General features: G+C 65.5%; 8 protein-coding genes. 6 read left to right on the forward strand and 2 right to left on the reverse strand.

Annotation, left to right across the window (positions count from 1 at the left end; genetic code table 11):
* Nucleotides 1–18: 18 nt before the first annotated feature.
* Nucleotides 19–1,329, reverse strand: a complete 1,311-nt coding sequence (locus RZE77_RS20065; RefSeq protein ID WP_319438946.1) for a hemolysin family protein — start codon at nucleotides 1,327–1,329, stop codon at nucleotides 19–21.
* A gap of 23 nt (nucleotides 1,330–1,352) precedes the next feature.
* On the opposite strand from RZE77_RS20065, the gene RZE77_RS20070 reads away from it, so the two are divergent.
* The gene (locus RZE77_RS20070) at nucleotides 1,353–2,204 is read left to right on the forward strand and encodes a symmetrical bis(5'-nucleosyl)-tetraphosphatase (protein ID WP_319438947.1); all 852 of its coding nucleotides are present in this window, start codon (nucleotides 1,353–1,355) and stop codon (nucleotides 2,202–2,204) included.
* A 6-nt stretch (nucleotides 2,205–2,210) separates the two neighbouring features.
* On the opposite strand, the gene RZE77_RS20075 is transcribed toward RZE77_RS20070, so the two are convergent.
* Nucleotides 2,211–2,927, reverse strand: a complete 717-nt coding sequence (locus RZE77_RS20075; RefSeq protein WP_319438948.1) for a GNAT family N-acetyltransferase — start codon at nucleotides 2,925–2,927, stop codon at nucleotides 2,211–2,213.
* A gap of 130 nt (nucleotides 2,928–3,057) precedes the next feature.
* Between RZE77_RS20075 and pdxR the strand changes: the two genes are divergently transcribed.
* The 5 genes from pdxR (at nucleotide 3,058) to RZE77_RS20100 (ending at nucleotide 12,157) form a co-directional block, all read left to right on the forward strand.
* Nucleotides 3,058–4,530, forward strand: coding sequence for a MocR-like pyridoxine biosynthesis transcription factor PdxR (gene pdxR / locus RZE77_RS20080; RefSeq protein ID WP_319438949.1), 1,473 nt, complete (start codon nucleotides 3,058–3,060; stop codon nucleotides 4,528–4,530).
* A 339-nt stretch (nucleotides 4,531–4,869) separates the two neighbouring features.
* The gene (locus RZE77_RS20085) at nucleotides 4,870–7,251 is read left to right on the forward strand and encodes a type VI secretion system Vgr family protein (RefSeq protein ID WP_319438950.1); all 2,382 of its coding nucleotides are present in this window, start codon (nucleotides 4,870–4,872) and stop codon (nucleotides 7,249–7,251) included.
* Nucleotides 7,252–7,255: 4 nt separating this feature from the next.
* Nucleotides 7,256–8,332 (forward strand): DUF4123 domain-containing protein, encoded by a 1,077-nt coding sequence (locus RZE77_RS20090; protein ID WP_319438951.1) that lies wholly within the window; start codon nucleotides 7,256–7,258, stop codon nucleotides 8,330–8,332.
* Nucleotides 8,333–8,349: 17 nt separating this feature from the next.
* Nucleotides 8,350–11,022: a T6SS effector BTH_I2691 family protein gene (locus tag RZE77_RS20095; protein ID WP_319438952.1), complete on the forward strand. Its 2,673-nt coding sequence runs from the start codon at nucleotides 8,350–8,352 to the stop codon at nucleotides 11,020–11,022.
* Between the two features lie 10 nt (nucleotides 11,023–11,032).
* The gene (locus tag RZE77_RS20100) at nucleotides 11,033–12,157 is read left to right on the forward strand and encodes a DUF6708 domain-containing protein (RefSeq protein ID WP_319438953.1); all 1,125 of its coding nucleotides are present in this window, start codon (nucleotides 11,033–11,035) and stop codon (nucleotides 12,155–12,157) included.
* Nucleotides 12,158–12,178: the final 21 nt, after the last annotated feature.

A 12,178-nucleotide genomic window follows, 5' to 3' on the forward strand; every position in this document is an offset into this window, starting at 1 on the left:
TGATGGGGTGAACGGGCCCTAGTCGTTCTTCGATGCCGACTTGTCGGCCGAGGCCAGCACCCGGTCGATGCGGCGCCCCTCGAGCGCGGCGATCTCGAAATGCCAGCCCGCGCAGTCGATGACTTCGCCGGTCTTGGGCAGGTGGCCGGACACGGCCATCAGCAGGCCGGCCACGGTGTTGTAGCGCCCGCGCTCCTCTTCCGGCAGCTCGCGGATGCCGAGCCTGGCGCGCAGTTCCGACACCGGCATCAGGCCGTCGAGCTCCCACACGCCGTCGGGCCGCTCGCGCGCCCAGGCGTCGGTCAGCGTGCCGGGCTGCAGTTCGCCGGTGATGGCTTCGAGCATGTCGCGCGGCGTCATGAGGCCCTGCACCACGCCGTATTCGTCGACCACGAACACCAGCCGGCCGCCGCGTTCGCGGAACTGCTCGAGCAGCTCCATGCCGGTGAGCGTCTCGGGCACGAACACGGCAGGCGCGGCCTCCTGGCCCAGCACGCCGACATGGCCGGTGCCAAGGCGCAGCAGGTGCGCCACGCTGATCACGCCGACCACGTCGTCGAGCGAGTTGCGGCACACCGGGTACCAGGAATGCACCAGGTTGAGCGCGCCCGCGTCGGCCACCTTCTGCAGCGCTTCGGCCACGGTGTCGGAGGCGTCGAGCCATTCGATGTCGGCGCGCGGGATCATCAGCGAGGACAGCCGGCGGTCGTCCAGGTGGAACACGTTGCGCACCATCTGGTGCTCGTGCTGCTCGATCACGCCGGCGTCCACGCCCTCTTCCAGGCTGGCCGAGATTTCTTCTTCGGTCATGGAGCGCGCGGCATTGGCGTCGATGCGCAGCAGCTTCAGCACGGTGGCCGTGGCTCCCGCCAGCAGCCAGACGAACGGCTTGGCTCCCTTGGCGAGCCCGCGCATCGGGCGCGACACCCAGCGCGCCACGGGTTCCGGGTAGAGCTGGCCGATCCGCTTGGGCACCAGCTCGCCGAAGATGATGGTGAAGAAGGTGATACCGGTCACCACCACCGCAGTGGATACCACGCTGGCCGTGCCGCGGCCCAGCCCCAGGTTCTCCATCCAGACCGCGAGCGGCGCCGCGAACGCGGCCTCGCCCACGATGCCGCTGAGCATGCCGATGGAGGTGATGCCGATCTGCACGGTCGACAGGAAGTGGGTCGGCTCCTCCATCAGCCGCAGCGCGGCCTCCGCCCCGGTATCGCCCGTCTCGGCCAGTGCTGCCAGGCGCGCGCGCCGGCTGGTTGAAAGGGCCATTTCGGACATCGCAAACAACGCATTCAGCGTGGTCAGCAAGGCCAGCAGGAGAACATCCATGAACGGGGGGTGAAAATGAGGACATGGCACTTTACTTGATCGGCGATATCCAGGGCTGCGACGCCGCCCTCCAGAAACTGCTCGACAAGATCGGTTTTTCACCCAGCCGCGACACCATCGTGCTGCTGGGCGACCTGGTCAACCGGGGTCCCGATTCGGCCGCCGTGCTGCGGCGCGTGCAGGGCTACGGCGCCTCGGCGCTCAGCCTGCTGGGCAACCACGACCTGCATCTGCTGGGCGTGGCGCACGGCGCGCGCAAGTCCAGCCGCAAGGACACGCTGGCCGGCCTGCTCGAAGCACCCGACAGCGAAGCCATGCTCGAATGGGTGCGCCGGCAGCACATGGCGCTGCACATGCAGATCGACGGCGGCGACCTGCTCATGGTGCATGCCGGCGTGCTGCCGCAGTGGACGGTCGGCGACACGCTCGCACTGGCGTCGGAGGTCGAATCGGTGCTGCGCGGCCCGGCGCTGGGCGAATTCCTGCTCGGCATGTACGGCAACGAGCCCGCGCAGTGGAGCGACACGCTCAGCGGCAGCGCGCGGCTGCGCGTCATCGTGAACGCGCTCACGCGGCTGCGCTTTTGCACCGCCGAGGGCGTGATGGAGTTCGAGAGCAAGGACGGCATGCTGCCCGGCCCCGAAGGCTTCATGCCCTGGTTCGACGTGCCCGGTCGCAAGACCGCCAATGCCACCATCGCCTTCGGCCACTGGTCGACGCTGGGCTGGCTCTCGCGGCCCGACCTGCTCTCCACCGACACCGGCTGCGTCTGGGGCGGCTGCCTGAGCGCGGTGCGCATCGGCGCCACCTTGGACGAGCGCGAGCTGATCCAGGTGAAGTGCGAGCAGTCGCAAAAGCCCGGCAAGCCGGACTGAGCGGCCTCAGCCGCGCGGCAGCCTGAAGCGGTCGAGCGCCATGCGCTGCCGGCCCTCGGCATCGAAGTTCGCGGGCGCGAGCCAGCGCTCGAAGGCCGTGCGCAGCATCGGCCACTCGCCATCGGTGATCGAGAACCACGCGGTGTCGCGGCTGCGGCCCTTGTAGACCAGCGCCTGCCGGAAGATGCCTTCGAACTGGAACCCCAGGCGCGCGGCTGCGCGCTTCGATGGTTCGTTGAAGTTGTCGCACTTCCATTCGTAGCGCCGGTAGCCGAGTTCGTCGAAGGCCAGTTTCATCAGCAGGTACTGGGCTTCGGTCGACATCGGCGTCTGCTTCAGCAGCGGAGAAAAAGTGACGCTGCCGACCTCGATCGCGCCGTTCGCGGGGTCGATGCGCATCAGCGCGAGCGTGCCTATGGCGCGGCCGCTCTGCCGGTCGACGACCGCGAAGTGCATCGGGTCGGTGCTTTGCGCAGCGCGCTCGATGTGGGCGCGGGTGCCCGCGAGGTCTGCGGGCCGTTCGACGAACAGATAGGTCCAGTCGCGGCCGTCGGGTGCCTGCGCATAGGCCGCATGCAGATCGTCCGCATGCCGCGCCGCGTCCAGCGGTTCGAGCGTGCAATGGCGGCCCTCGATGGCGCGGCGCGGCGGCAGCGGGCGCGCGGTCCAACCGGGCAGCAGCGGACCGACCGGCTGGCCGTATGCGTTGTGGCGATCTGGCATGAAGAAGAGCTTTCAGGGGAGGAGATGGATGACGCGGCACGGCCGGGGAAGCGCTAAAGTACCTTTTGCGTGGCGCCGCAGGAAGCGCCACGGCCCGTTCATTTCATGGTGCCACGCGCCCTCTTCTCCCATGAGCCCATCGACCCGCAATGCCACCGCATGGCTCGAATCCCCGCTCGCCAGGGAGCGCGAGGCCGGCCCGATGCAGCGCCAGCTGCACGAGCGCCTGAAGCGCGCCATTCTCGATGGCGGCCTGGCGCCGGGCAGCCGGCTGCCCGGTTCGCGCGCGCTGGCCGAGGCGCTCTCGATCTCGCGCAACACCGTCACCGCGGCCTACGAGCACCTGGCGGCCGAAGGCTATGTGCAGCCCGACCGGCAGGGCACGCGCGTGACCGAACTGGCACCGCCCGCAAAGGGCATGCGCGCCGCCAGATCCGGCGCCGTGCCGGCCACGGCGCGGCGGCTCGCACGCATCCAGCCCGGCGCGCCGCGCGCCGAGATGGACGCCGCGCTGCGGCCCGGCATGCCCGCGCTCTCGCACTTTCCCGCGGCCGCATGGCGTCGCGCCGTCGACCGAGCGATCCGCGGCGCCAGCCCCGCCACGCTCGGCTATGGCGATCCGCTCGGCGAACCGCCACTGCGCGCGGCCATCGCGCGGCACCTGGCCATTGCGCGCGGCGTGCGCTGCGAGCCGCACCAGGTCGTGATCGCCGAGGGCGCGCAGGAAGCCATTGCGCTGTGCGTGCGGCTGCTGTCGAACCCCGGCGACACCGGCTGGGTCGAAGACCCGGGCTACCGCGGCGCGAAGGCGGCCATGCACGCCGGCGACATGCGCATCGTGCCGATGCGCGTCGATGCCGAAGGCCTGTGCACGAGCGAACGCGACTGGCACAAACACCCGCCGCGGCTGGTCTACACGACGCCCTCGCACCAGTACCCGGCCGGTGCGGTGCTGAGCATTGCGCGCCGCCTCGCGCTGATCGCGCAGGCCCGCCGCCATGGCACGTGGATCATCGAGGACGACTACGACAGCGAGTTCCGCCACACCGGCGAACCCATCGGCGCAATGCAGGGGCTGGTGGACGACGCGCCGGTGCTCTACGTGGGCACCTTCAGCAAGACGATGTTTCCGTCGCTGCGGCTGGGCTTCGTGGTGCTGCCCGCGCCGCTCATGGCCGCGGTGCAGAAGCCGCTCGAGGAAATGCTGCGCGGCGGACACCGCCACGAGCAGCTTGCGATGGCCGACTTCATCGAGAGCGGCCAGTTCAGCCGCCACCTGGGCCGCATGCGGCGCCTCTATCGCGAGCGGCAACAGGCGCTGCGGCTGGCGCTCGCACGGCACTTCAAGGTGCCGCACGAGATCGACGGCGGCCACTGCGGACTGCACCTCACGGTGCGGCTGCCACCGCGCTTCGACGACCAGCGCATTGCGGCCGACGCGCTGCGCCACCGGCTCGCGCCCACTGCGCTGTCGAGCTTTGCAATGCGGCCGCAGCCTTCGGACAACGGGCTGGTGCTGGGCTATGGCAACACCTCGGCGGAGCTCTTCGAGCCGCTGGTCAAAAGGCTGTCGCAGTTGGCGCGTGCGGCGGAACGTGCTTGAGAGTTCTTTTGTTTGAATAAAAACCGGATCGCGGATCCAGTGACTACATACGTCGTATGAGTGCGTTTTTCCGGCAATTCAAATCGCCGGTGCAACTGCAACAAAATCCCCCAAATCGAAAGAGAACTTGTTCATCGCCATGCATTGAAATCGCATAATTGCGATCGCTTGAAACGTCTTGTCGCAACGTACGACGACGCATCGAGAGCGGCCCACATCGCTCTCTTAAGCAAAAAGTAATCAACAAAAGCGACTGCAGGGAGTCCGCGTGAAACACGCCATTGCGACATCATCCGTCGCGTCCCCGGCGATCTTGCCGATCGCGTGGAGACGCCATCCATGAAGCGCCGCGTCACCATCCAGACGCCGCTGGGCGAGGCACTGCAATTCCACCGGCTGGCGGGGCGCGAGGCGCTCAGCCAGGCCTACGCCTTCGACCTGGAATTGCTGGGCAGCAGCAATGCGCTGGACCCCAAATCCATCCTGGGCAAGCCCGCCACCGTCGTGATGGAGACCGAGAGCGGCGCTCCGCGCTACCTGGCCGGCCTCGTCACCCGCTTCGGCCTGTCGCACGAAGACGACCGCCAAGCCTTCTACAAGATGCGGCTGCGCCCGTGGCTGTGGCTCGCCACGCGCCGCTCCGACTTCCGCATCTTCCAGGACCAGACGGTGCCCGAGATCGTTGCGGCCGTGCTCGGGCACTACGGTTATCCCCTCGAACAGAAGCTCAGCCGCAGCTACCGCTCCTGGACCTACTGCGTGCAGTACCGGGAGGACGACTTTTCCTTCGTGTCCCGTCTCTGCGAGCACGAAGGCATCTATTACTACTTCCGCCACGAGGCCGAGCAGCACGTGCTCGTCTTCGCGGACGACATCGCCAGCTCGCACGCCCCGCTGCCCGGCGGCGAGACCGTGCGCTACCACCCGCACGAGAAAGCCGGCATGACCGGCGGGCTGGAGGCCAGCGAGCGCATCTACGAATGGGCGTCCGCGGATGAAGTGCGCCCAGGTCACTATTTCAACGACGACTACGACTTCGAGAAACCAAGGGCCGAGCTGTCGCATCTGCGGCAAATGCCGCCCGGGCACGACCACGACGACTCCGAGCGCTACGAATGGCCCGGCGGCTTCACCCAGCACGACGACGGCGAGACCTATGCGCGCCTCCGTACCGAGGAACAGCTGAGCGAACGCAGCCGGGTCACAGGCCGCGCCAACCGGCGCGATCTGGCCCCGGGCTGCACCTTCACGCTCACGCACCATCCGCGTCAAGATCAGAACAGGGAGCATCTGCTGCTGGCTGTTGAGTACGACCTTCAGGAAAACCTGCAGGCCAGCGAAGGCGCCAATGCCTCCGAAGGCTCGGTCCAGCGCTTCGCCTTCGAGGCCCAGCCCACGAGCTACGCCTGGCGTCCCCCGCGCACCACGGCCAAGCCGTGGAGCGATGGCCCGCAGACCGCGTTGGTGGTCGGCCCGGCCGGCGAAGAAATCTGGACTGACCAGTATGGCCGCGTCAAGGTGCAGTTCTTCTGGGACCGCATCGGCGAACGCAACGAGAACTCGAGCTGCTGGGTGCGCGTGTCCACGGCCTGGGCCGGCGCCACCTTCGGCGCGGCCGCGCTGCCGCGCATCGGGCAGGAAGTCATCGTCGATTTTCTGAACGGCGACCCCGACCACCCGATCGTCACCGGCCGGGTACACAACGCCGACGAAATGCCCGCGTGGGAACTGCCGCATCAGAAGCAGTTGTCAGGCCTGCGCAGCCGCGAGCTCGGTGGTGGCAAGAGCAACCACCTCGCTCTCGATGATTCGAGCGGCAAGGTACAAGCCCAGCTCAAGAGCGACCACCAGAGCACCAGCCTGAGCCTGGGCCACATCGGGCGCATCGACGATGTCTCCGGCCGCCGGGACGACCGGGGCCAGGGCGCCGAACTGCGCACCGATGGCCACGGCGCCCTGCGGGCCGGCCAGGGCCTGCTGCTGAGCACCGAGGCACGCCCCAACGCCCAGGGCCACATCACCGACATGCCCGAGACGGTCGCCCGGCTCACGCAAGGACGCGACCTGCACGAAAGCCTGAGCCAGGCCGCCCAGGCGGCGAAGGCGCACGAGCCCGGCGACCAGGACGAAGTGACCAAGGCGCTGAAGGCGCAGAACGACGCCATCAAGGGCAGCGGCGGAGACAAGGCGCACGGCCTCTTCCCCGAATTCCAGGAGCCGCACCTCACGCTGGCCAGTCCCGCGGGCATCCAGACGACCGCGCAGGGCTCGACCCACATCGTGAGCGGCGAACACACCGCCATCACCAGCGGCGCGCACACCAGCGTGGCCACCGGCAACAGCTTCCTGGTGAGCGCCAAGAACGCGGTGCGCCTGTCCGCGGCCAACGCCGGCATCCGCATGACCGCCGCGAAGGACGACATCGACATCACGGCCATGAAGGCCAGCATCAATGCGCTGGCCAAGCTCAACATCAAGCTGGAGGCCAACCGCATCACCATCACGGCCAGGGACGAGGTGCTGATCAACGGCGGCTCCAGCTACACCCGGTGGAATGCGAATGGCATCGAGCACGGCACCAATGGGGTGTGGCGGGCGCATGCGGCTTCTCACAGCCTCGTGGGGCCGGCCAGCCTGCCGGTCAAGCCGCACAGCGAGTCGGACTGCAAGCTCAGGGAAGGCGGCGCGTCCAACGAGGGCGCCGGCTCTCTGGCGCGCTGATCCGATGACATACGCCGACGCGCCCTCTGCGGACCCGCGCTGCGCCGCACTGGTTCGACAACTGAGCGCGGCATTCAACGCGGCGGCTCATGTGCTCGCCGCCGCCGGAGGGCGCCCCCTGCGCGCCTGCCTCGCGCTCGAACACTGGCACGCCAATGCGTTGACCGCCGCCATCGAGCAACGCTACCCCGCCATGGCGGAACAACGCGTGGCCGTGCCCGATCGCCATTTCAAACACCGCGAAGACGATGCGCCCTGCCTTGTGCCGCTGCCGGAGGACTGGACCACGCCGTCCACGGACCCTGTGGTTGTCGGCCTGATCGCAAACGATCTTCCCGAATGGTTGACGCAAGCCTGGCTGCATGCCGAACAACGCCAGATGCGGCAACCTTTGTGCGGCGTGCTCTTCAGCGAAGCCAGCCCCATCGCCATTGCCGACCACTGGGCCGGCCTGGGCGATCAAGTGTCGCCCGCGGATGGCAGAGCGCGCCTCTTCCGGTACCAGGACGCGCGCGTGATGCAGCGCGCATGGCCCCTGCTGTCCGACGCGCAGCGCCAGGCATGGCTGGGCCCCGTGCGCCAATGGTGGGCGCTCGAGCAGCCATGGGGACCATGGTCCTTTGCCGACCTGGTGCAGCAGGACGTCACCGCCACATCCCGCGAACCTGAATGGTTCCGTGCGTTCGTCCGGCCGGACAACGCCGAAGCGCTCTCGTCATCGGCTGCGGGCCGCCTGAGCTTCGAGCTTGCCCAATGGCACGCTGCCCATTCCGCTCCCGCGGGCCACCGTGTCTGGGCACGCCTTGCTGGCAACGATGTGCCGCCCGACCGGCAGCCCGATGGCGCTGCCATGAGCCGCATGCTGGCTCTGGGCCAGAGCCTGGGCTTGAACGACGACAACCTGGAGGACTTCGTGGCCGTCACCTGGAGGGCACACGCATCCGCAGGCATGAGCCGCGACGGCTTCTGGCAGTCGGCGCGCGAAGCCGACCTGCTCGCTCGAATCCTGGGCGCGTTGCGTCAACAGCCTGAAGCGCGTTTCGGCACCCTCTACGCCGAAGCCCAGCCTTCGGAAAGATAGGAAGAAAGAAAGCTCCGATGCCCTGCGCCACACCGTGCAAGAACTGCGACCGCAAAGGCCTGCCCATCCTGTTCGTCCGCTATGCGGCGGCCTACAGCGCGCAGGCCAAAGGCATGAACGCCCTGAAGCCGCTGCAACCCATGGGCCAGTTGCAAGCCCGGCCCGGGGGCGTCGCAATGCAGACGGCGCTGTACAACGTGCGCATGCTGCGCGCGGGCTACCTCTACCTGCGCATCGAGCGCAAAGGCGTCGGCCCCGAGTGGCAGGGCTACATCGTGCATCCGCATGGCTACCTCGGCGAATTCCCGGTGGGATTGCCTCAAGCGGCGGCTTCCCATCCGGCGTGCGAGATGGAGTTCCGCGGGGCCAACAGCTCGATGGTGTGGGTGGGTGACGCAAAGAACGTCACCAAACTCGACTACATGTTCCATCCCGACCCGATCGACTACGAACACTTGAAGAAAGAGATCGAGCCGAACCTGGGCAAGTACATGCAGGGCTTCGACGTTGCGGGATGGGCGGGCGGGAGCACGAGCCAGAAGGACACGCTGCAGCCTGGGCAGTTGAATGGGCAGGTGGTGGAGTTCAGCGCATTGAGCAGCGAGGCGGTCCGCGATGCGTGCGAACCCCTCATGTACGGCTTGATGGGCAGCAATGCGCAAGAGCGGGGGTGGGGAGACTACGAGGAACAGGTGGAAGTCCGGACGCCGGCGGTAACGGCCATGGGCGACTTCACCGGGACTGAGGACGTGTCCTACGACACCCGCAAACGCATCGGTCCAACTTACGACAAAGCCCATGGCAAGCGGCTGAGGAAGATGGCCGAGTTCCTGCAGACCCACAAGGGAGCGGTGGTGGCCTGCAGCGATGCGATTGGCATCTGCCAGGAGTTGGGGCAATTGCAATCCGAAGTGCAGGTCACCTACACCCATTGGCAAGTGCACCAAGCGGAAGGATTTGCCGCGGACGTCACGAACGAATGGGTGCTCCAGACGGCGATCGGTGCGCAAAGCCTGCGCGACCTGATCAAGAAAGGGGCAGCCATATCCGTGAACAGGGGCTACGAAGAATCGAAGATGTTCCACGCCCCGTTGCCGCGCGACCCACGCGAGCGGGAGGCGGCACTTGCTACGCGCAACAAGAACCGGGAGTACAACAGAACGAGAGCGTTGGCTGAATCCATCAAGGAAATCGACGGAAAGTTCACGGAGCTTTTCGATGCCGCCACAGCCGAGACCTTCTTGGAGCGCACGCACAAGCAAGCATACGACCGACTTTCAGCCTTGCGCGACCGGCTTGGTCACGATCACGGCAATTGGCTCGCCAGCGCGGAAATCAAGAAGGCAATGGACCGCTACAGCGGCAAGGACAACAAGATCGACAAGCAGGGCGGTGGCGCCAGCTTGAGTCTGCAGCTTGCCCAATGCATGGGCAACCTGGAGAGCCACACCTGGGGACGAACGTGGCTTCAGAAGATCGCTCTATGGGACGATCACGCGCTGTCTCGCATGCTGTCATTCAACAATGCCACGCTCAAGGCCACCTACAAGGAAATCGACAGTGCCCCGAAGCCTCTGCCGGCACCGGACCCCGAAACCGCGCTCGCCGACGGGCTGGCCAATGCCCTCAAGCTCGTCGCAGGTCGTTTGGCGCTGGGAGACAAGGCATTGGCTTTCATCGACCAAGCGAACCGACCCGATGCGCCGGCCTTGCTGCGCAAATCGGCCTGGGTCGGCCACGTGTTCTCTCTGCTGAGCGCGCGAGCGATGACCGGTATCAACGCTCTGCCCTCCTCGGCTGTCGGCGCCCGGCTGACACAGCATTTGGCACTTGCAGGCATGAGCACCATGGGCAGCACCGTGCAGAATGAAGTCGCACAGCTCAGGAGCGACGTCGCCGACAACGCCAAACGAATCGAGCTGCGGGCCAAAAAGCTGCAGGGTCTCGCCGCACCAACCACCCGCGCAGGCAAAGCAGAGGCGCTGCGCCGCGCTCGCAAGGCTGCACCCGGCACACGCGCTGCCATGCTGGGTGGACTGTTCGATGTGGCCAGCGCCATCATCAAGGGCAATCAGTTCGGCACCAAGCTGGATGCGCGCAGCGGCGCCGACCTGATGGGACAGATCCTTCAAGGCATCGGCAGCCTGTACGACTGGCGAGCCAAAGCCTACGAGGACACGATCTTCAACGGTGTGAAGGGTGCAAATATCTACAAATACAAGGCATTGGAAAAAGGGCTCGACTCGATCAATGCCGCGCATCTGACGAGCCTGCGGCTGGCGGCTTTCAAGTTTCTGGGGCCAGCAGCGGCGGTGTCGGCGGTGCTGGATGCTCTGGATGCGTGGAAGTCGAGAGAGAGGGGGCAAATTGGCTTGGCAGCGTTTCAAGTTGCCAGCGCAGTCGGTACTCTATTCACAATCGCGGGAACAGCGGCAGCCGTATTTGCAGTTGGAACGGGTGCTGGCGCTGCTGGATGGGCCATCGCAGCTACGGTGTTTGGACTTATCGGCGCAGTGCTTGTCATTGGAGCAGCCATTGCAATTCTTCTGCTGAGTGAGGACAGTTGGATCACATGGCTTCGTGACATTCCCTTGAACAAGGATCGCAAAGGACAAAAACCTATTCACGACAACCTGCAGGAAACACTGCAAACGCTAAGCAACGTGCAAGCTGAGCTGCAGCCTGCATAAAGGAACGGATGTGTTCATACGAGAAGAAGGTTATGCGCGACTGCGTCGCTCGGAAATAAGCAAGAGTCGAGCACACATCAATCTGGAAGGCCAGAAACACTGGCCGACTGACCGTTCCGGAGCGCGCGGCATCGAAATGCCGAGTCGAGCTGCCTATGCCCAGAACGACGCGTACCTGGAACTGTGCAATCCCGGGTGGGATTTGCAGTGGCGTGCAGGGATCGGCAATCTCTACGTCATCTTGCCAGCTATTCTGGTTATCTGGTGTTGGTACGGATTCGCAGTTCACCCTGTGTTGTTTGGAAAGATTATTTTTTTCTTTCCTGTAGTCGACTATCGGCCAAGGGACTGGCCTTTCCTGTTGATGGGCTGGCTACTGCTGTTTCCGTTGGCGATAGGTAGCGCATTCTTGATCTATATGTGGTTCTATCGAATGGGAATGCGCACATGCTTTTTTTCCTATGCAAGAGGCCGTATCCGGTTCAATCGACTGACTCGTAAGGTGTACGTGTTGCGCCCTGATTACTGCGGCGGCAATGTTGTGTTGGACTGGGAGCGACTCGTCGCCCTTTTCGATCCGCAAAGCACCAGTCGATGGGACAAACAAAGCATCGCCATGCTCGCGCTTTACCACCCTCCCTTCGATCCTTCGGATCAAACAGCCAAAGGTGAAGACTGCATCTTCGTGGGCCCAGGCTTGTCGGGACCGCAAGAGGCGGCGTCTCTGTGGGAGTACATCCGCCAGTACATGGAGGTCGGACCCACCGTCGATCACGTGCCAGCCGATGCTTCTTCCACCTACAAGGGCATCGCACGCTACCTGCATCCGGACTACTCCACCTATTGCGGCAAGCCGAGCCGACGCCAGTACCAGTTGGAGCAGAAGCCGGGCTTCATGGAAACAAGCTTCCACATGATGAGTCAAGTCACCTGCTCGTGGCCGGCGTTCCCGAAGGAATGGCAAAGCGATTCAGGTGTTGGAGAGCCCGAGGACAAACCGGTGCGGGCCGGGGCCGTAATGACAGCCCTCGTTTACCGGGCACAAGGCAAGCTGAGCAAGGCCGACGAGATCAAATTCCTGCAACACTGGGGAACGGCCGAGGCGGTGCAAGAAGCGATGTCGCGCAAGGCATGAGTACCACCACCAGCAGCCGAA

The sequence above is a fragment of the Variovorax sp. SPNA7 genome, assembly GCF_033807855.1.
Lineage (GTDB): Bacteria > Pseudomonadota > Gammaproteobacteria > Burkholderiales > Burkholderiaceae_C > Variovorax > Variovorax beijingensis.

Coding starts and splice junctions, on each gene's coding strand:
- RZE77_RS20070 (WP_319438947.1), top strand. CDS start 1,353: ATGGCACTTTACTTGATCGGCGATATCCAGGGCTGCGACGCCGCCCTC.
- RZE77_RS20075 (WP_319438948.1), bottom strand. CDS start 2,927: ATGCCAGATCGCCACAACGCATACGGCCAGCCGGTCGGTCCGCTGCTG.
- RZE77_RS20090 (WP_319438951.1), top strand. CDS start 7,256: ATGACATACGCCGACGCGCCCTCTGCGGACCCGCGCTGCGCCGCACTG.
- RZE77_RS20095 (WP_319438952.1), top strand. CDS start 8,350: ATGCCCTGCGCCACACCGTGCAAGAACTGCGACCGCAAAGGCCTGCCC.
- pdxR (WP_319438949.1), top strand. CDS start 3,058: ATGAGCCCATCGACCCGCAATGCCACCGCATGGCTCGAATCCCCGCTC.
- RZE77_RS20065 (WP_319438946.1), bottom strand. CDS start 1,329: ATGGATGTTCTCCTGCTGGCCTTGCTGACCACGCTGAATGCGTTGTTT.
- RZE77_RS20085 (WP_319438950.1), top strand. CDS start 4,870: ATGAAGCGCCGCGTCACCATCCAGACGCCGCTGGGCGAGGCACTGCAA.